11 protein-coding genes are annotated in these 20,208 nt (G+C 52.8%); 5 read left to right on the top strand and 6 right to left on the bottom strand.

Annotated features, from left to right (window positions below; all coding sequences use genetic code 11):
* Positions 1-14 precede the first annotated feature (14 nt).
* Complete coding sequence (locus BS639_RS20820; RefSeq protein WP_084984210.1) at positions 15-1,076, top strand: LLM class flavin-dependent oxidoreductase; 1,062 nt, start codon at positions 15-17, stop codon at positions 1,074-1,076.
* Positions 1,077-1,084: 8 nt separating this feature from the next.
* Here the strand turns inward: BS639_RS20820 and BS639_RS20815 are convergent, their stop codons facing one another.
* Positions 1,085-9,652, bottom strand: coding sequence for a GH36-type glycosyl hydrolase domain-containing protein (locus tag BS639_RS20815; RefSeq protein ID WP_407690325.1), 8,568 nt, complete (start codon positions 9,650-9,652; stop codon positions 1,085-1,087).
* A 262-nt stretch (positions 9,653-9,914) separates the two neighbouring features.
* Between BS639_RS20815 and BS639_RS20810 the strand changes: the two genes are divergently transcribed.
* Complete coding sequence (locus BS639_RS20810; RefSeq protein WP_084984214.1) at positions 9,915-10,814, top strand: DMT family transporter; 900 nt, start codon at positions 9,915-9,917, stop codon at positions 10,812-10,814.
* On the opposite strand, the gene pdxR is transcribed toward BS639_RS20810, so the two are convergent.
* Positions 10,806-12,296 (bottom strand): MocR-like pyridoxine biosynthesis transcription factor PdxR, encoded by a 1,491-nt coding sequence (pdxR, locus tag BS639_RS20805; RefSeq protein WP_084984209.1) that lies wholly within the window; start codon positions 12,294-12,296, stop codon positions 10,806-10,808. The genes BS639_RS20810 and pdxR overlap by 9 nt on opposite strands.
* Before the next feature lie 146 nt (positions 12,297-12,442).
* On the opposite strand from pdxR, the gene BS639_RS20800 reads away from it, so the two are divergent.
* Together BS639_RS20800 and BS639_RS20795 are read left to right on the top strand one after the other, a co-directional pair.
* Positions 12,443-13,084: an FMN-binding negative transcriptional regulator gene (locus BS639_RS20800; RefSeq protein ID WP_084984208.1), complete on the top strand. Its 642-nt coding sequence runs from the start codon at positions 12,443-12,445 to the stop codon at positions 13,082-13,084.
* Positions 13,085-13,415: 331 nt separating this feature from the next.
* A complete protein-coding gene (locus BS639_RS20795) occupies positions 13,416-13,583 on the top strand; it encodes a con-10 family general stress protein (RefSeq protein WP_072156385.1) in 168 nt (55 codons plus the stop codon).
* A gap of 394 nt (positions 13,584-13,977) precedes the next feature.
* Here the strand turns inward: BS639_RS20795 and BS639_RS20790 are convergent, their stop codons facing one another.
* Genes BS639_RS20790 through BS639_RS20775 form a run of 4 tightly spaced genes read right to left on the bottom strand, consistent with a single transcriptional unit; the run spans position 13,978 to position 19,059 of the window.
* Positions 13,978-15,564 (bottom strand): dipeptide ABC transporter ATP-binding protein, encoded by a 1,587-nt coding sequence (locus BS639_RS20790; protein WP_084984207.1) that lies wholly within the window; start codon positions 15,562-15,564, stop codon positions 13,978-13,980.
* The gene (locus tag BS639_RS20785; RefSeq protein ID WP_084984206.1) at positions 15,561-16,400 is read right to left on the bottom strand and encodes an ABC transporter permease; all 840 of its coding nucleotides are present in this window, start codon (positions 16,398-16,400) and stop codon (positions 15,561-15,563) included. The genes BS639_RS20790 and BS639_RS20785 overlap by 4 nt, the downstream gene beginning before the upstream one ends.
* The gene (locus BS639_RS20780) at positions 16,397-17,404 is read right to left on the bottom strand and encodes an ABC transporter permease (protein WP_084984205.1); all 1,008 of its coding nucleotides are present in this window, start codon (positions 17,402-17,404) and stop codon (positions 16,397-16,399) included. The genes BS639_RS20785 and BS639_RS20780 overlap by 4 nt, the downstream gene beginning before the upstream one ends.
* 32 nt (positions 17,405-17,436) lie before the next feature.
* The gene (locus tag BS639_RS20775; RefSeq protein WP_084984204.1) at positions 17,437-19,059 is read right to left on the bottom strand and encodes an ABC transporter substrate-binding protein; all 1,623 of its coding nucleotides are present in this window, start codon (positions 19,057-19,059) and stop codon (positions 17,437-17,439) included.
* A 540-nt stretch (positions 19,060-19,599) separates the two neighbouring features.
* On the opposite strand from BS639_RS20775, the gene BS639_RS20770 reads away from it, so the two are divergent.
* Entirely contained in the window at positions 19,600-20,133 is a 534-nt protein-coding gene (locus BS639_RS20770; protein ID WP_084984203.1) for an OsmC family protein, read from the top strand.
* Positions 20,134-20,208: the final 75 nt, after the last annotated feature.

The raw sequence follows: 20,208 nt of genomic DNA, 5'->3' as shown, positions 1-20,208 counted from the left end.
AGGGACAATAGCTTATGACACAGCTCGCCATTTCACATCTCGCCTTTCTTACGCCAGGTAATTATCCCGACGACGCGCCCTGGCAGGGACTGGAAGAAACCTTACAACTGTTTGAAACCGGTGAGCGGCTAGGTTACAACGGGGCCTGGGTGCGTCAGCGCCATCTCGAGCACGGCGTTTCATCAGCCAGCACTTTTTTAGCCGCGGCCAGCCAGCGCACCAAAACTATCGAACTGGGCACGGCGGTCATTCAGGTTGGCTATGAAAGCCCGTTCAGGCTGGCGGAAGATCTTTCTACTGTAGACGTGCTGTCGCGCGGACGTCTAAACGTTGGGCTTAGCGCAGGCCAACCCGCGCACGCCGAGTTGTTGGGAGCCGAAGTTTTTAACGAAAATTGGCGCAGTGAGGACTTCTCGTATAATCGCGTCAAGCGGCTAATAGATAATCTGAGCGGCCGCTACTTGGGGGATCAGGAGAGTTTTATCGAGTCACCCGGCAACCGGCAGCGCCCGAGATTACAGCCTTATGCCTCAGGACTCACCCATCGTTTGTGGTACGGCGGTGGCTCGCTCAGATCGGTGAAATGGGCAGGGGAAAACAACCTGAACTTGCTGATAGGCAACCTGACGTCGGGCGAGAATACCGACGATTATTATACCGCCCAACTCAGGCAGCTTGAGGTTTATCGCGCCGCTCTGGCGACCCACCATCATGTCAATGCTAACCCTACACCACGTATCGCGCGCGGCCGAGTGATTGTGCCCTTCGACAGCGCCGACGCTGCAACCCGCCGTCGCTATACCGACTTTGCAGCCTCAAGACACGCGCGCACGCTTGCACCGCAGGGCGATCGCCGCACGCTGTTCTCACCGGACTTGGTTGGCAGTGCAGACCAAATTCTTGAACAACTGCACAAGGATCCCTTGCTGCATGAGTTGAGCGAGCTGCGCATTGAACTGCCGTATGAATTCAACATTGAGGAGTATCAGCAGATCCTGACGGACTTCATCGAGCTGATCGCGCCAGAAGTTGGCTGGAAGAAGGCGGCATCCGAGTTAAATCAGACCGCCGCCTGAGAGACGTTTTAAATCCATACCTCAACCACGTGTTGAACGCCGTCGTCATTAATGGGGATCATGGCGTCTGCTAATGGCTGTCCGTCGAGCATGACTCGGGCAATGCCTTCGGCGCGTTTAACTGTTATCTGATACTGACTGCTGCCTTGCTGATAGGTCACACTCACCTGCGGCCAGTCGGCGGGCAATTGGGTGGTTATTGAGATAAACTGCCCGTGGCGTTTTATGCCCAGCAGTGATTCCACAATCAGACGATAGGCCCAGCCAGCGGAGCCGGTGTACCAGCTCCAGCCGCCGCGGCCTACGTGGGGGGCTACGCTGTAGATGTCAGCGGTCATGACATAAGGTTCAACCTTATAGCGCTCGGCGGCGTCAGGGGTCAGGCTATGGTTAACCGGATTAATGGCCGCCCACAGCTGCCATGCGCGTTCGGTTTCGCCCATCTCGGCAAAGGCCATGACTGCCCATATCGCGCCGTGCGTGTACTGCCCTCCGTTTTCGCGAACGCCCGGCAGGTAACCGCGTATGTAACCCGGATTAGGGCCTTCATCATTAAACGGCGGGGTAAGCAGCTTGATAAGCCCGGCGCTTTCATCAACCAGATGTTTATCCAGCGATGTCATGGCCTGTTTTGTCCGCTGCGGGTCTTCGGCACCCGCCAGCACCGCCCAACTCTGGGCAATGGCATCAATTTGGCACTCTTGATTTACATGTGACCCTAAGGTTTCGCCGCTGTCAAAGTAGCCGCGCAGATACCATTCGCCGTCCCAGGCGTGGTCATAGAGGTTTTGCTTAAGCTGTTTGCTCTGTTGCTGACACAGTTTGGCTACCTCGATTTCGCCCAACTGTTCGGCCAGCACGGCAAAGCGTTGTAGCACGTTGAGCAGGAAGAAACCAAGCCACACGCTTTCACCCACACCTTTAATACCGACGTTATTCATGCCGTCGTTCCAATCGCCGCTGCCCATTAGCGGTAGCCCGTGTTGACCAAACTGCAATCCGTGCCGGATGGCGCGAACACAGTGCTGAAACAGTGGCTCGCTCAATGCGCTCGGCAGAGGTTGTCCATAGAAAGACTCTTCGCCGGCGGCCAGCAGACGCGTTTCGAGGTAGGTGACCGATTGACTGGCGATATCTAGGTCTCCGCTGATGTCGACGTAATGGCAAAGTGCCAGCGGCAGCCACAGATAATCGTCAGAGCAGCGGGTGCGAACGCCTCGACCGGTCGGCGGATGCCACCAGTGCTGCACGTCACCTTCAACGAACTGACGGCTGGCGCAGAGCAAAATTTGCTCACGCATCCGTTCGGGTGCGGCATGTGCCAGCGCCAGTGAGTCCTGCAACTGGTCTCTAAAACCAAAGGCTCCGCCCGACTGATAGTATCCGCTGCGGGCCATTATTCGGCTAGCAAGGGTCTGATAAATCAACCAGCCGTTCACCAGCAAATTCACCGCCGGTTCTGGCGTGATGATCTGAATTTTATCGAGGCGCTGATGCCAGTAGTGATGAATACGGCACAAGGCCGAACGGGCGGCGTTCTCATTCAAAAATTGCTGAATCAGCTGCTCGGCGTCGTGCGCGTCTTTTCCTACGCCCAAGGCAAACACCAGCGTTCGCTGATCGCCATCAATCAGCGTCGTAGCGGACTGAACGGCGGCGCAGGGGTCAAATCCGGCACCGGTTTTATCTGAAAGGCGTTGCTGCTGCATTGCCGCAGGCAGTGCCAAAGAACCGTTTCGGCCAATAAACTCACGGCGGTCCCCAGTAACAGAACAGTGCACGCCGGTGACGGCTAAAAAGGCAGTGCGCTCACTGTCGCTACTGCCGTAGTGGTTGGTTGCCAACACGCCACAGCCACCGCTAACGTTGGCCGATGTGGTAGCAATATGCATGACAGATTTTGAACGCAAGTCGCCAAGCACCCACTCAACGTAGCCGGTTGCCGAAACTTTGCGCGTGCGGCCAGAGACGTTGCTGAGGGTCAGAATAAACAGCTTCACCGGCGATGACTCATCGACCAGAACCGTCAGTTCACTATCAATGCCTAAATGGCGGTGTTCGAATACGCTGTAGCCAAATCCGTGACGACTCAAATAGGCCTCGCCGCTGCGGACTGGCAGCGGCATCGGTGACCAGACCTCAGCGCTTTCTTCGTCACGCAGATAAAACGCTTCACCGCAGCCGTCACTGACCGGGTCATTCTCCCACGGCGTTAGTCGGTATTCATGAGCATTTTCGAACCAAGTATAGGCTTGTCCACTTTCTGAAATAACGCAGCCAAAATTGTCGTTGGCAATCACGTTTGCCCACGGCGCAGGGGTGTTTATTCCATCATTAAGCAAAATTTGATATTCGCGCCCATCGGGCGAGAAACCGCCTAAACCGTTAAAACAGCTCAACTGTTTGGTTTCAAAATTGCGCGGCGTGAGATTGAGCGGCAGCAGGTTCTGCATTGGAACCAGTTTCGACTGAATGTTTTGTGAAGGCTGCATTATCTGATTCAGCTGATCGACCAATTCCCCGCTGTTGTCGTCGAGGTTGATGACGGCAACACTCATCAGCAGCGTCAAATCCTCCGGCGGGATGTGTTCACTGATCCTGACAAAAATCCCCCCATTTTTATCAATCAGGCTAGATTCCGCACCTGCCGCTACTCGATTAAGAATTTCGTTATGCAGCTCCTGCTGATAGCCCTCGTGCGAATTGTTGAGAATAACCAAATCTACTGCCAGGCCTTTTAACCTCCAGTAGCTGTGCGCCTGAATCAGCGTGGCAACTAACGGGATGTTCTCTACGCGGGTAATCATCAATAAGACGATAGGGAAATCACCGGAAAGTGAATGGCTCCACAGGGAAGACTGTCCGCGTCGGTTGCGCATCAGCGTTTGCGCATCGGCGCGCATTTCGGCGCTGGGGAAAATAATCGAACCTGCCAGTCGGTTAAACAGATTCGCCTGTTCTTCGTTAGCGTTGATTTGCCTCAGAGCGACCTGACTGTGCGAGCGTGCGATATTAAATACGCGGTCGGCAATATTGTTATCACGATATTTCTCCATCATCGACAGGCTTTGGTTGCGAGTTTCAGAAATACCGTAAACCATATCAATGACCAGCGGCACGCCAGGTTTGAGCACCACGCGCTGGCGAATAGACAGAATGGGGTCCAAAACCGGCCCCGCACTGTTGTCGAGCGGCCCAGCACTGCGCATGGCCTGCGGTGAAGCACAAGTTTGACCTCGCCCAATGAAGGCCGCGCGGTCAGTCGCGAAGGAGGTTTCACGCTCGGTTTCGCCGTGAATGGCGTTCATATGAAACAGCCACGGGCAGGCCTCATCTTCTTCACGCGGACGGCGATGACAGAGAATACCTTCACGGTCAGGCACCAGTTCGGTCTGCACAAACAGGTTACTGAAGGCCCGATGTGCCATGTCGTTGGCCAGCGGTGCGAGCACCACTTCGGCGTAGGTAGTGACTTCTAAGGTGCGTGGTTGACGACCGCGGTGTGTCAAGGTCATGCGCCTTATTTCTACATCGTCCTCCGGTGAGACTACGATTTTGGTATTGATGCTCAACGTACCTTCGATGCGCATAAACTCGACGCCTGCGTCGGTAAACACGGCCTGATAGTCGCCGGTTGTAGTGCCCAGCGGCTGCCAGGTATTGCTGAGAACCTCACCACTTTTAGGGTCGGAGATGTAGCAAAACGCGCCGTAGTTATCGCGCGTAGCGTCCGATCTCCAGCGGGTGAGCGCCAGATTACGCCAGGTGCTGTAGCTGCCGCCGGTCTGAGTGACCATCAGGTGATACTGGGTGTTCGAGAGCAGTTGAACCTCAGGCACTGGGCTGTCGACGCGGCTAAACTGCCTGAGATCAAAACTGACCTTTTGCAGCGCATCAAGGGTATCAAACTGCCGACGCGGGCTGTAAAGCGTCAGTGCGTCAGGTACGCGCTCCTGTAGCAGTGGAAGCGCTGACTGGAACAGCGGATTATCGGCAAAACGTTCAATCATCGGTGCATTGAGCAACGTGTGCGACAGTGCCAGAAAACTCATTCCTTGATGGTGCGCCATGTAAGTCCGCACTGTAGAGAAAGTCTCGCCGTGATTGAGTCGCGAAGGTGAGTAATCCAGCGCCTCATAGAAACCGTATTTACCGCGCGCACCCAAACTTTCCAAGCGCAGCAGGTTTGAGATGGCAGCCTGAGGCTCAACGATGAGGGCCATTATCGTGGCGTAAGGAGCCACGACCATGTCCTCACCGAGGCCGCGTTTCAGCCCGAGGCCCGGAACGCCAAACGCGCGATACTGATAGTTTTGACCAGGATCGAAAGCCGCGTAGGCCGATTCAGAAACGCCCCACGGCACATCGTGCTCATCGCCCCAGGCAATTTGTCGATTTACTGCCGCGCGGCACATCTGCACAAGCAGCGTATTGGGGTAGGCAGGCATGACCAACTGCGGCATCAAATACTCAAACATCGAGCCGCTCCAGGACATTAGCGACGGCTGTTTATCAAGCACGGTAAACAGCCGGCCGAGTGCAAACCAGCTCTTTAACGGCAGTTGATTGGTGGCAATAGTGAAAAAACTGGTCAGGCGTATTTCAGACGGTAGCAGGTCATAATTACCGCCGTCGAGTTTGTTCGTTTCGCAGTTGTAGCCCACGCTGAGCAGCTCGGTCGTTTTCTTGTAGAGGAACTTGAAGTCCATCAGCGCGTTTTCTTGAAGACGCTGCTCAAGTTCATTGATCAATACCAGCCGTTTACGCGCCAGATTCACCGCCAAGGCAATTTTGTTTTGATCAAGCCCCGGCACTTTAAACTCAAGCTGAGACAGGGCACGCAATGACGGCAGTTTTTTGCCCACGGGTTCATGCTGCATCCAGGTAAACAGCAGTTCCCACTCTTGGCAGAATCCGGCTAATTGTTGGTTAAGCTCAACCAGCCACTGACTGTTGGTGTCTGGTAATAGTGCAGAAGACACGTCGAGCATAGTGTTGAGTTCGCTAAACATCTTGTGCACTGGCAACTGCGTGGCCCTTATCCAATGCTTTCGCAGGGTACATAGGCCGTCTCGCAGCTGTGGGTTGGCTTCCATTTCAATCAGCAGCAGTGTGTCTTCTAGCCCAGCCAGCATCTGTACGGCGTCAAGCACCGGCGCATCACGCAGACCGGCAACTCCAGTGGCCAGCACCAAAAGATGCCCCGCCAGGTTGCCGCTGTCTACGCTTGAGACATAGCGAGGGTTAAGGGGGGCTAATGTGCGAGTGTCGTACCAATTGTAAAGATGGCCGCGATAGTGTTCGAGCTTGTCCAGCGTGTCAAGCGTCAGGCCGGTGCGCTGCAACATGGTTCCCTGAGTGATATAGCCAAAATCCATGGCGGTCATATTGGCCAGCAGCGACAGACCCACGTTGGTTGGCGAAGTACGATGGGCAATTTTAGGTTGGGGCACTTCCTGGAAATTATCCGGTGGCAGCCAGTTTTCTTGCTGATTAACAAACGTCGAGAAATAGGACCAGGTTTCACGGCTGGTGCGGCGCAGGAAGGTGCGTTGGGTGGTATAAATTTTTGCCGCAGGCTTGCGTGGTGCCTTGCTTAACCATCCCAGCAGCAGAGGGGCTACCAGCCAAACTAGGCTCAACGGCCCGGCAAGCCACATCATCATAGGGTTGTAGTGCATCACCAAAAGGCTCAGCAGGATCCCGGCCAGCGGATTTACCCACATCACCCGGTAGAGGTTTTCAGACGAAATGGCGTAACGCGGTCTATTAACATCACAGCTGCTGGCCCATTCGTGCAAGTGCTTATGACTGATGTTCAACCGCCATAAGGTGACGATAATTGCTTTGAGGGTGTAGTAACTTTCATGCGGCAGGGTAGCGATATAGAGGCCAATGCGCAGCAGTCGTGAAATAATGCCCAGTGTGACCGATTTAACGTGCGGAGCAAGCCTGGCCTGCGCGCCCTTGTTTAATAGGTTCAGCAGCAGGGCCGCTGCGCTTGGCAACAGCAGCAACGTGATAATAAAGGTCAGCCAATATTCCCCGTTGGGCACCCACACCAGCGCACTCATTAGCATAATCAGCAGGGAAGGCGCGGCCAGACTGCGTCGCAGGTTATCGAGCAGTTTCCAGCGTGAGAGCATGCTAAGCGGATTAGCGCAGTAGTTGCCGTCGGCCTGTTTTACCCGCAGCCGCAGCCAGTTCAGCAACTGCCAGTCGCCGCGTATCCAGCGGGTTCGGCGCGCCACGTCGACCAGATAATTGGCCGGATATTGTTCATACAGCACCACGTCGCTCACCACGCCGGAGCGCGCATAACAGCCCTCAAGTAAATCATGACTGAGCACCAGATTTTCGGGGCAGGTATTTTCATTAGCGCGGGTAAATATATCGACGTCATAAATCCCTTTGCCAACGAATGAACCTTCGCCAAATATATCTTGATAAATATCGGAAGACATTGAGGTATAAGGGTCAGTGCCCGGAAGGCTGCTGCTGATCGCAGCATAACGGCTTTGCCCATAGCGGGGTATTTCCTCGGCAAGCCGTGGCTGAAGAATACCGTAGCCTTTGACCACCCTCATCAACTCAGGACTGTAAACGGGCCGATTAAGCGGATGTGCCAAAGTGGCGACCAATTGGTGAGCGTGGTCACGGGGTAAAATGGTGTCGCTGTCGAGAGTAATGACATATTTAATGCCCGCGAGCTGCTGCTGTGTAGCGCCCACGCTGGTGGTAAACATGTTTTCTGCGCCACGAAGCCAGCGGTTAAGCGCCGAGAGTTTGCCGCGTTTACGCTCATAACCCATCCACACACCTTGCGCCAAATTGAGCAGGCTTTCGCGATGTAGCAGGGTAAATCGACTGGCGTCGTCGGGCGAATAGCGCCGATTGAGCTGATTTATTTTGTCGCTGGCGTACTCCAGCAGCGAGTCGTCAGTGTGCAGCGTGGCGGTTTTACTGTCGAAGAAGTCGGCGATTAGCGCGAAATAAAGATGTTGATGGCTGTTACCGAGATAGCAGACTTCAAGGCTGTTGATCAGTTTGTCGATCCCGCTACGGTTGCCGAGCAGGCAGGGGATCGCCACCAGCGTGCTGTGCTCAACCGGAATAGACAGTGAAAAATCCATGCGCGGGAGTGCTCGCGGGGTGCGGGTACGGCTGGCCGTTTCATTAAGCAATTCCATGACGAACTGACTGCACATTATTATGATAGGAATAAGCAGCAGCCACAGGGTCCAGCCCATCCCACGGCTGTGGGTCTCGTAAAGCAGGTTTGCGGTGAGCGCCGTAATAAGCAGACTCAGGCTGCCGAGCCAGGACAGCAGCGGTGTTTTATTCATCTGGTGACGGAAATAGTTGATTAGCGAATAACGAATATCCAGCAGCTTCTCCAACTCAACCCGACCTGTGTCAACCAGATAATAGCCGACGTGTCGAAGCTGACTCTCTTCCTGCGCCTGTGAGCACAGGGTCAGAACTTTGCTTGCGATTTCTGTTTCAGAATAACGGCAGTGTCGGGCTAATTTTTCAATCACGTGACGGTAGTTGTCACGGGTGGCAAATGACATGTCTGGGTAGACCTCGGCCGGATCCTGCTGGAGGATTTTTTCGACTTCACTCACGCTTTCTGCAAAGTCGGCCCAGTTCATTTCGTTGAGCTTACGCAGCCCGGCGATGCTGTTGCTTACAGAAAGCTGGCTTAATGCCAACTGCTGGTTATAACGCACGATCAGTTCGGCTGAATTCAGGCCAACCTCCGCCAGACGTTGTTCAATCCAGGTGAGTGGCAGCGCCAACAGGGTTCCGTGACCCTGTAACCTACGCACTAATTCGGCAACGAAGGCGCTGGTGCGTGGAGGATTGGTGCGCGCCATATCGGCAATGACGATAATCAGACCCGTCGGGTCATTTTCAGCGCTGTCCTGGATTTTAGTCGCCCAGAGCTCGGCGAGATTGCGGTCCTGCTGCGCCTGTGTCACTTCAATGCTGATGCGTCGCAGATTTTCGATTAACGCTAGCCGTAGCATGCCGGGAAACGCCCACAGCTCACCAAGCTTCAGCGGAGTCACTTTCTGATAGGCCGCAATAAAGCGCGTTAAGGTGCTGGCATCCCAATGACCGTCACTGTGGGCGATGGCCTCGGTGGCGATATCATAAATACGCGGGCAGTTGTGTGGACTGACCAGCGTAGGCAGACCCATACCAAAGTTTTTTGGCAGCAGTTGACGGACAAGCCGTATATGTTCTTCAATCAGATAAAAATTATCGAGCAGCCATTCGGCGGCGGGCGCGATACTTTTATCACCACCTGCGCTCAAAATATTGCAGTTGTGCGATAACAGCGCTTCGCTATCCGTCAGGCGGTTTAATAAATAGTAGGGCGCTTTTTTGGTAGAAAGCTTGTGCGACTGTGCAAGTTTTTCGCCGTATCTTTCCATCTGATCGATAGAAAAAATTTCGGCCGCAATCGGGGCAATCTCGCGATCGTCTTTGTTGTCGCTTAACGTTATTCCCTGTGAGGCTTGGGGGACCCTTTGGTTCTTAATCCATTGAACGAAAGCCATTTTCACGAAAATTTTTCCTCGTGCGTACGCAAAAGGAGGGGCAAGGTAAAATGTATGAGTACGCACACAAGGGTGAATGAAGAGATCGTCTGAAATCTTCAAGAGCAGCTAATAAAGAAATAGCCGGATGATCAAATTATAGCAGCTAAACCCTTGGCTTCTGGGGGAGGCAGTATTCTGGCTCGTTCATTTTGTCCGAAAGTGGCCCTTACTCTTTTCCTGTTTTTAACCCAAAGTCTGGCTTTCAACATGATGGACCGAGTCAATGATGGAAAATAAAATACAGGCTATGCCACAGCGTGTGCAGTCAAAATCGAGTGCTGGGTGGACTAACGGATTTATTGGTATGCTCATTTTTAGCGGCTCTCTGCCTGCTACGCGCGTTGCCGTGCTTGAGTTCGACCCACTTTTTCTTACGGCAATAAGAGCCGTAATTGCTGGGCTGCTGGCACTGAGTGTATTGGTTATAACGCGACAGGCCAAACCTCGGAGAGAAGAGGTCTGGGCGTTAATTTATGTTTCGTTGGGCGTAGTGCTTGGCTTCCCCCTGCTTACTGCACTGGCGCTTCAGCATACCACTTCTGCACACTCACTGGTTTATATTGGTTTACTTCCTTTATCAACCGCCTGTTTTGGCGTGCTGAGAGGCAAAGAACGGCCGCGTCTGGCGTTCTGGCTATTTTCGATTTTCGGCAGCCTGCTGGTCGCTGGCTACGCGCTAAGCCACGGTTCGGCTGGTTCGATAACCGGTGATTTATTGATGATTGCTGCCATCTTGCTCTGTGGTCTGGGCTATGCGGAAGGCGGTATCTTGTCGCGTAAGATTGGCGGTTGGCAGGTTATTTCCTGGGCTCTGGTTATTTCTTTGCCACTGACGGCAGTCATGATGCTCTTTACCGCGCCACATATTTGGCCCGGAGTATCCACCGCCGCGTGGGCATCGTTAGGGTATGTATCACTGTTCAGTATGTGGATTGGTTTTATCTTCTGGTATCGCGGGCTGGCTCAGGGCGGGATTGCCTCTGTCGGGCAGCTCCAGCTTCTCCAGCCCTTTTTCGGCCTCGCACTGGCGGGCTGGGCGCTTCATGAAACCATCGAGCTTTCAATGGTTGTCGTGATGATGGGCGTGCTAGTGTGCGTATTTGGCGCTAAAAGATTCTCACGTTGAGCGCGCAACGGCTTGAATAACGGCGGCGAGTTTTCTAACCGCGGTCACAATGGCCTCATCACTGAACCCACCCAAGCCGAGAATTAATCCCGTTTTCGCATTGCCCATCGAATACATCGGTGACACGGCGCGCACAGAGACGCCTGAAGCAACGGCGCGTTTAACCACTGTGCCGTCTTGCAAATCCTCTCTCAGCCACAGCACCATGTGCATTCCCTGGTCGCCAGGCTGAAGTTTGGCAAGCTCGGGGGGAATGTACTTAACGACTGCTTCAATCAACACCGTTCGTTTCTCGGCATACACACTGCGCATGCGGCGAATATGGCGATCAAGGTGCCCCTCGGCCATAAAGCTGGCTAAAACGTGCTGATCTGCGCTGGGCGGATGCCGGTCAATCAGCATTCTGGCACCGCAGTAGGCGTCAACCAAGATATCGGGCACCACGGCGTAGCCGAGCCTCAATGAGGGAAACAGGATTTTGCTAAAGGTGCCCAAATAGACCACCCGTTCGGGCGCTAACCCCTGTAACGAGGGAAAAGGGTGACCGGCATAGCGTAATTCACTGTCGTAATCGTCTTCTACAATCCATGAGCGGTGTGTTTTCGCCCAGTCAATTAAGGCCATTCTTCGCGCCATGCTCAGTGGCATGCCAACCGGATACTGGTGCGAAGGCGTAACAAATGCTGCTCTTGCATCGGCCCCCACGGCAATGCCTTGTGCCACGTCTATACCTTCTTCATCGAGCGGAACCCGAATCATTTGGGCCTGCCGCCCCGTGGTTTCAAAAATGGAAGTAATACCAGGATAGGCAGGGTCTTCAACCCAGACCTTATCCGCACCGTCTAGCAGAACCTGGGTTGAAAGAAATAATCCCTGCTGAGTTCCGGCAGTGATTATTACTTGCTCAGGGGAGCAGTGTACCGACCGTGATTTTCTGACGTATTCAGCTATTTGCTCACGCAGCGCCAGTGCACCTGCCGGCGAACCATAGCCCGAAGGTGCACCTGGGCCTTTTGCTCTAACGCGATTACCTATTCGCCGCCAGATGTCATCCGGCAGGGTGCTACCCGCGGGGATGGACACCGCAAACGGTACCGGTGGCAACACGCTTATTTTTGCTCCTGCTTCGGCATATCGCGCCGCCTGTGCCGAGATCATGGGAGGCTCGTGCCCCGGTTCGTTGTTAAGCACGACCGGGCGACTAACCTCAGCCAGATCGCAGGCGATGCGGGTGCCTGAACCACGTAGGGCTTCAAAGAATCCCTCGGCGATCAGTTGTTCGAAAGCTTCAATGACCGTGCCTCGAGCTAAATTGAGCGACAGCGCCAATGTTCGCGTTGACGGCAGCGGGTCACCAGGCTTCAACTCACCGCGTTGTAGGGCTTTTTTAAGCGCGTTTGCCAGCTGAAGGCTAAGCTGACCACGCTGCCTGTCGAGTTCACCAATGGCGGGAATATCAACAATTTTAGCTTTTCTAGGCATAGGTAATGTCAGTGCTTCTCTGATAGCGGATTGTGGCTTAGTCAAATTTACCTAAAGTGGTACTTAATCGTAAACCACTTTCACGATAATTTATCCTCCTGTTGGTGGCGCACTGCACCCTTTGCCACGATGGCCCGGAGGTCACGATGTATATTCCCGCGCAGTTTAAAGAGCAAGACCCTGATACTTTGTTTCAGATGATCGAACACTGCCCGCTTGGCACTTTGATAACCCACAGCGAAGGGACACTTGATGCTATTCATATACCCTTTGAAATCAACAGAGAAGAAGGAGAAATCGGCTGTTTAATTGGCCACGTGGCGCGGGCTAATCCCGTGTGGAGAAGCGTTGCCAACGGTGACGAGGTGCTGGTGGTGTTTCGCGGCGGCGATGCTTATATTTCGCCTAACTGGTATCCCTCCAAGCAGCAGACACACAGACAGGTTCCCACCTGGAATTACCGTGCCGTTCACGTGCGCGGACAAATCACGTTTCGCCAGGATGAGTCATTTTTACGTGACGTAGTGGCCAAATTAACCAAGACGCATGAGTCAACCCAGCCGATACCCTGGAGCATGGAGGATGCGCCAGCGGACTATATCAGTGCCATGCTGAAAGCCATCGTCGGAGTTGAAATAAAAATTCTGCAGATAACCGGTGCCATGAAGCTGGGACAAAATAAAAATGCAGACGATTTGCGCAGCGCAGGGGAAAACGTGATCAACGCCGGTAATGAAATTATCGGTGAAGCTATGCTAAGTCATTTAAAAATAAAGGACTCACGATAGGCACAATCAATAATTTATTATTTTTACAAACCATAAAAAGTCATATTTGGCATCAAAATGTCTTATAAAAAAGATAAGCTCGCGCGTATTTACTTATATTCTAATTTTATACGAATAAATAACAGTGGATTAAAAGGCCATATTTTTTATTTAAAAAATTAAAGCGTTACAGCTATTTTATAAAATAGTCACCTGCAATTTTTGACATAAAAATTAACCACACTATTATTAATTTCGAGCATTGTGCTCTTGAATGGGGCTTAATACAGGATGTAATCGTTGAAATGGAAGGCCCTGTTAAATTGATGGAACAAATCCGATAGGAGGATTTATGGCCGAACATCGTGGTGGATCAAAAAATTCTGTGGACGATCATGACAAAGCATCAGAAACTGGTAAAAAGGGCGGCAAACAGGGTGAAGGTAACTTCGCTAACGACCGCGAGCGCGCAAGCGAAGCGGGTAAAAAGGGCGGCAAAAATAGCCATGGCGGTCACTGATCCAGATTCTTGGAAAAGTGCATGACAGGTTGCGCTCCCTGGCCCACGGTTAATTCCGTGGGCTAAAGGCCAATAAGCTTACCCTCGTAATAGCAAGGAAGTATTATGTGTAAGAAAAGTGACTTAGACAAAAACCATGAGGACTTTAAACGAATTAAAGATAATCCTCAGCCTGACTTTACTAAAGACGATCCGCTAAAAACGTCTCAACATGAAGGTGAGTTGTAATTGCTTTGTTCAATCATTGTCAATTATTCTATTTGCAGGATGAATATGTTAGATCTCTTTTGGAAATGCATAAGTAATTTGGCTGGCTAATGAATGCTGGGCAGAGCATAAAAAAGCGATAAAATTAACTCAGCCAAACGTATAGCAATGTGGCGATATATATTTCCTAAGAGGGTAGTGCGTTGATCAGTTGACGCGTCCAGGGATGCGCAGGGCGGTTAAATATGTTATCGACTTCGCCATGTTCGACCACTACACCGTCTTTCATTACCGCCACTCGATCCGCCAGATGATGTACAACACCAAGATCGTGGGAAATAAACAGCAGCGCCGTGCGGTGTTCTGCTTGCATCTCTGCCAGCAGGTCCAGCACCTGAGCCTGTACCGATACGTCCAGCGCACTTACCGGTTCGTCGGCAACCAGCAGGGCCGGATTAGGAGCAAAAGCTCTGGCGATGGCAATTCGCTGCCGCTGACCGCCGGAAAGGTCGCGCGGATAGCGGCTGAGAAAGCTGGCGCCCAGTTGAACTTCATCGAGCAGTTGAAGAATACGTTTTTTCCGCTCGTCACCGTAAATCTCCACGCTGTCTAGGCTCTCACCTATGATTTTCTCGACGCTGTAGCGCGGGTCAAATGAGCTGAGTGGATCTTGTGCGATAAGCTGAATTCCTCGACGGCGCAAACGTCGCACAGACTCGGGGATTTGGCTCCAGCGGTGGCCCTTTATAGTTATGGTGCCACCGCTAGGTTCGGTTAATCCCATCACCATTTTGGCCACTGTGGTTTTCCCTGAACCCGACTCACCGACGATACCTAACGTTTCACCGGCCGCCAGTGAGAAGCTGACGTGATTAACCACGGTTTTATCGGCGTATTGTTTATACAGTCCGCTGGCGATCAGCACAGGGTCTCCGCCGGAAATATTTTTAGCCGGCAGTCGTTCGCCGGGTGTCCCGGCAAGTTTAAATCCTCGTGTCTCGGGGCTTGGCACCGCCGCCAGCAACTGCTGGGTATAAGCATGTTGAGGAGAAAGCAGCAGCCGGTTACTGCTACCTTCTTCAACCACCACGCCGTTTTTCATGACCAGCACGCGGTCCGCTAACTGACCGACCACGGAAAGGTCATGACTGATTAACAGTAGGCTTTGCCCCTCGTCGCGGCGTTGTTGCAGCAGCTCAAGGATCTGTTTTTGAACTGTCATATCTAACGCGGTGGTCGGTTCATCGGCAATCAGCAAGTTGGGCTTACCTGCCAGCGCGGTGGCGATTAATGCCCTTTGCCTTAACCCCCCTGAAAGCTGATGAGGATAAGCCGCAAGCCTAGCCTCGGCGTCGGGAATTCCGACCGACTGTAACAATGCGATTGACTGCGCGCGCAGGGCGCCGCGCTCGATGCTTTGGCTGGCTTGCAGAGCATCTCGCAGCTGTTGCCCGACCTGCCGCAGAGGGTCTAGCGACACCAGCGCATCTTGCAATACGTAGCCTATCTGAGTGCCGCGAATTTTACGCCAACGCCGCTGGCTGGCGTTGCGCATGTCTTCACCATTGATCAAAAAGCGCTCGGCGGTGACCTGGGCTTTAGCATCTTGCAGCCCCAGTAAACTGCGCGCCGTAACCGTTTTACCCGAGCCGGACTCACCGACAAAGGCGATGGATTCACCGTGTTTCAGTTGCAAATTCAACTGGCTAACCACCGTCTTACCGCCGAAACTGATGTTGAGATTCTGGATATCGATAAACAGAGGCTGACTCATGACTGTTTTCCTTCAAATGCGGCCTGCCAATAGCGCCCAAGGGTGTTGACGGAGAAAACCGTCAATGTAATGGCTACGCCGGGCCACGCCGCTATCCACCAGGCATTGCGCAGATAATTTCTTCCCTCGGCCAGCATCAGTCCCCATTCGGCAGTAGGCGGCTGAGGCCCCATGCCTAAAAAACTTAAACCGGCGGTGCCGATAATGGCCGTACCCAGACCTAGCGTCGCCAGTGCTGGTACGTGAGCAATAGCGTGCGGCAACACGTGTCGCCACACCAACACGTGTCGTTTGAGGCCAAAGGTTCTGGCCTGTTCAACATATCCGGAAGACATCACTAAAAAGGTTTGCGCCCTCACGACTCGGGTAAAGCGCGGCACGGACGCTACGCCCAATGCAAAGATAAGGTTTGTGGTGCCGGGTCCGGTGAAAGCAATCAGCATCAGTGCCAGCAGCAAGTCGGGAAAAGCCGAAATGACGTCTACCGCACGGCTGATGAACTCGTCCAGCGGACCTCTGGCCAGACCCGCCAACAGGCCAAGCAGGCTGCCGACACTCACCGCCAGCGCCATCGATGCCAGGCTTATCAGCAGTGAGTAGCGACTGCCGTAAATAACGCGGGTCAACACGTCGCGGCCCAGTTGGTCGGTGCCGAGCCAGTGTTGCCAGGAAGGCGGCAGCATGGCATTAATCGGGTCGGCATTGAGCGGCTCATAGTGGCTGATATACCCAGGCAAGATAACCGCCAGCGCGACCAGAAGCAGATAAAGGAGTGCCAGTCCATAGCCAACGGAGTATTGACGTTTTACACCGACTGCCGCGAGTAGTTGACTCATCGGGACGTCTCCTTCGATGCGTCTGCATCGCGCAGACGCGGATCAATCAGTAAATAAAGAATATCGACCAGCGTACTCATTACCACATAGACAAACGCCGAGAAGATAGCGACCGCCAGTACCACGGGCAGGTCTTTACCCAGCACCGCATCCACGGTTATCTTGCCCAGCCCAGGTCGACCAAATACCTGTTCGGTAATCACTGCGCCGCTGAGCAGCCCGCCTATCAGCCAGCCGGTCAGCGTGACCGCCGGTAGGGCGGCATGACGCAGCGCGTGGCGCAGGCGAATAGTAATATTACCCATGCCCCAGGCGCGCAGCGTCAAGGCAAAAGGCTCGTCCAGTGCATCCTCAAGTCCACGGCGAAGCACCTGCGCGACGACCGCACCCTGTGCCAGACCCAGAGAGAGCGCGGGCAGGACCAGTGACGAGAAACTCCGGTCTCCGGCCACCGGGAACCAGCGCAGGGTAAAGCTGAAGACAAACAGCAGCACGATCCCCAACCAAAACGACGGCGTCGAGGCCAGCAGCAGCTCGAGTGAGCCGGCAATGCGGCGACCCCAGCGACGATGCGCCGTTGCCACCGCCATCAGCACGGCAAACACAATGCTCACCACCAGTGCCAGGCCGGTGAGTTTTAGCGTGGGCCACAGTTGATTAAGCACCAGCGCACTGACGTCGGTATTAAGCAGGTAAGAACGACCAAAATCGCCGTGCAGTACGCGCCACAAATAGCTGAGATATTGCAAATAAAGCGGCTGATCCAGGCCCCATTCTGCACGGATCGCCGCTTCAATCGCCGGCGTGCGTACCTGCTCGCCAATCAGCAAGCTAACAATGTCGCCGGGTGCGAGATACACGCTAATGAAGGACAGCGTCACCGCTGCCCACAGCACCAGCGCACCGCTCAGCACGCGTCGGGCCATTCGGCCGAAAATAAAAGACTGCCGCGAAATTTTGCGATTTTCCGGCTGTTGTGACGTAAACGTGCTGTCAACGGACATAGTCGTATTCCTCGTAACGCATCGATTGCCGATTAATGCTTGCTCAGCCACACGTCATAGGTATTTTCCGGCATCTGTTTAAACGCACGGAAAGTAATGCCGTGAACGTAGGTCGCGGCGGCAATTTGGTCTTCTGGCTCGTACAGAGGAATTGCCAGCGCCTGTTGTAAAACGGCGAAATGTTGCAGCTGGGCGTAAAAATCCTTGCGCTTGGCATTGTCCTGCGTCTGCCACGCCCCTTTCAGCAGAGGAATGATCTCCGGTGCGTCGGTGCGGCTGTAGTTAATCGCACCACCGGCGTTGATCGGCAGATAATGGTTTTCAATATCAATGCCGTCAGTCGGGGTGTTGGAGTTGGCAATTGAGCCAAACTTGCCGTTGTTGCGCACTTCAGTGTAAGTGCCGGAGTCGACATAGCGAATTTTCAAATCGACGCCGAGCTTTTGACGCGCCTGCGCCTGGAGCGCCTGGAGCAGCACGTCACGCTGGTCGCGAACCGTGGCCTGTGACTGAATAATCTCAATGGTCAGCGGCTTGCCGTCCTTGGTGCGTATCCCGTCCACGCCCTTGGTGGTCCAACCAGCTTCATCGAGCAGTTTATTGGCCAGCTGTGGATTATTGCCGTATTTACCTTCCAGGCCGTTGTCATAAAGGGGGTCAATAGGTGAGGTAATTCCCCAAACACGCGTGCGCTGGCCACGATAAATGGATTGCAAGATAGGACCCACGTCCAGTCCCTGTAAAAGTGCCTGACGTACCTTAAGCTCTTCCGTTGGACCGTATTTAACATTTAAAAACAGCGAGTACGGCGTGCCAGTGTTCAGCGCGTGCTGATAGGTAAAGTCCGGATTAGATTTGAACTCACCGGCGTCGTTGCCAGAAATTCCCTCAATAACGTCCACCTGACCTGAAAGCAAGGCGCCGGTACGCACCGATGATTCCGGCAAGAATCGATAGGTGACGCTGTTCAGATAAGCCGGTCCCTGATGCGCCGCATTGGCCGAGGCCCAGTTATAGTCAGGGTTGCGTACAAACTCGATCTGCTGCCCTTTCTCATAACGTTTTAAAATGAAAGGGCCGGTACCGATGATTTCAGTACCGCCTGATTTTAACTGCGGCGACTTCCACGATGAGGGAGAAATAAGTTTAAGACTGGAGGCGAAGGAGAGGAAAGGGCTGTAAACCTCTTTCAACGTTACGACCACCGTAGCGTCATCAGGGGTTGTAATACTGTCGATTCGGGTACCAAATACGCCGATACTGGTGCCTGCGCTGTAGGCCGGATCCCCCAAATGACGGAAGTTTTCAGCCACGGCGTTGGCGTTAAACTTTTCGCCATTGGAGAATTTAACATCGTCACGCAGTTTAATCGTGTAGGTTTTTCCGTCTTCAGAAACGGTAATTCCCTTGGCAAGCCAGGGAATATAACTGCCGTCCGCTTTACGTGCCTGCAGTGACTCGTAGGCGGCACGCAGCAAGAGTTCGGTTTTATCCTGACCATTAAGCTGTGGATTGAGCGTGCTCGGCTCAGTTTCAACACCCCACGTCAAGTTTCCGCCCTGTTGAGGCTGTTCTGCGGCATAAAGTGGCTGCGCGGCCGAAATAATTAATAAAGCCAGTGCCGACAAAGAGTGAATAGTGGTTGAATTCTTCATATTTTTCCCATTGAGGTATTAACAATTGAAGGCGTTAATAAAAATCTCTATCACCTTCTTAAATGTAGCGAAACGATTATTCATGAGGGGTTGCTGATATGTAAAATCACATTAATAGCATAATAATGAAGGGAAATGACTTACGAAAATTCAGTGTGTAAATAATGAAGATTAAGGCCAGTTTTCATTGATGGTGGTGACGCGCACCGCCGAAGTAGGTTGTAACTAGCACCCATTCAACGGACGCTTTCCAGGTGGGATCTTAAGCATGAAAATAAAGTGCTTAACTTATATTCAAGCCGCTGCCTTTATCGTAAAACTGAATATTTAAAGCTCTAAATAGTGTTTCTACTGTTGCGGATTCTGCGGTTTACTCAGTTCAGGCAGTGTTAATTGTTCACTGCCGACCTCAAATTTTATGTAGATAACGCGAATGCAATTATTGAGGGTTCAAAACTAAGGATAACCGAGTCTTTATTTTGAATCCTTTTTCTTTGGTTTTACAGGGCAGCCATTACACTTCAGAATTTGGATACCAGCATGAGTGATTTAAACGAGTACCTGGCGGAAAAGCGTGCGGCTTTACTCAAGATAAAAGCCCGAGACCCAGAAAAGCTTGCCGTTCAAACTATTAGTGCCAGAGCCAATGCTGAAGGGCGCAGCGGCGTACGACATATTCGTATTCGAGACCACCATATTATCAGCGACAGCCCGCCAGACTTTGCCGGTTATAATCTCGGGCCCGCTTCACCAGAAATATTTTTAGGTTCGCTTTCAAGCTGCCTGACGCATATTTTTCTGATCCACGCGGCGGATTTACAAGTGCCGTTATCTCGCCTTGAAGTTGAGGTGAAAGCTGACGTTGATGCGCGCGGTGGAAAATTTGACGGCTATGAAAACGTGCCTTTCTATCCCTTTAATATCCGCTATAGCGTAGAAATTGACAGCACCGCCAGCAAGGCAGAAGTGGATGCGCTGCATCACGCCGTGGAAAAATGGTGTCCGGTGCTTAATCTAATCAAGAATCCGCAGCCGATTGAAGGATCGTTGATTTATAGGCAGGTAAAAGAGTGATCTAACCCGCTTAATATTATAATTTTATTATCTAATTTACAGTCCTCGCCGTAGTGTATTTACGCTCTCAATTGT

It is taken from the genome of Rouxiella silvae, from assembly GCF_002093625.1.
Lineage (GTDB): Bacteria > Pseudomonadota > Gammaproteobacteria > Enterobacterales > Enterobacteriaceae > Rouxiella > Rouxiella silvae.
The sequence above is the reverse complement of the archived record's forward strand: the minus strand, read 5'-3'. Positions and strand labels throughout refer to the sequence as shown.

What these genes read in the sequence shown, in the direction of transcription:
- BS639_RS20820 (WP_084984210.1), top strand. Translation starts at nt 15, where the DNA reads ATGACACAGCTCGCCATTTCACATCTCGCCTTTCTTACGCCAGGTAAT.
- BS639_RS20810 (WP_084984214.1), top strand. Translation starts at nt 9,915, where the DNA reads ATGGAAAATAAAATACAGGCTATGCCACAGCGTGTGCAGTCAAAATCG.
- pdxR (WP_084984209.1), bottom strand. Translation starts at nt 12,296, where the DNA reads ATGCCTAGAAAAGCTAAAATTGTTGATATTCCCGCCATTGGTGAACTC.
- BS639_RS20800 (WP_084984208.1), top strand. Translation starts at nt 12,443, where the DNA reads ATGTATATTCCCGCGCAGTTTAAAGAGCAAGACCCTGATACTTTGTTT.
- BS639_RS20795 (WP_072156385.1), top strand. Translation starts at nt 13,416, where the DNA reads ATGGCCGAACATCGTGGTGGATCAAAAAATTCTGTGGACGATCATGAC.
- BS639_RS20790 (WP_084984207.1), bottom strand. Translation starts at nt 15,564, where the DNA reads ATGAGTCAGCCTCTGTTTATCGATATCCAGAATCTCAACATCAGTTTC.
- BS639_RS20785 (WP_084984206.1), bottom strand. Translation starts at nt 16,400, where the DNA reads ATGAGTCAACTACTCGCGGCAGTCGGTGTAAAACGTCAATACTCCGTT.
- BS639_RS20780 (WP_084984205.1), bottom strand. Translation starts at nt 17,404, where the DNA reads ATGTCCGTTGACAGCACGTTTACGTCACAACAGCCGGAAAATCGCAAA.
- BS639_RS20775 (WP_084984204.1), bottom strand. Translation starts at nt 19,059, where the DNA reads ATGAAGAATTCAACCACTATTCACTCTTTGTCGGCACTGGCTTTATTA.
- BS639_RS20770 (WP_084984203.1), top strand. Translation starts at nt 19,600, where the DNA reads ATGAGTGATTTAAACGAGTACCTGGCGGAAAAGCGTGCGGCTTTACTC.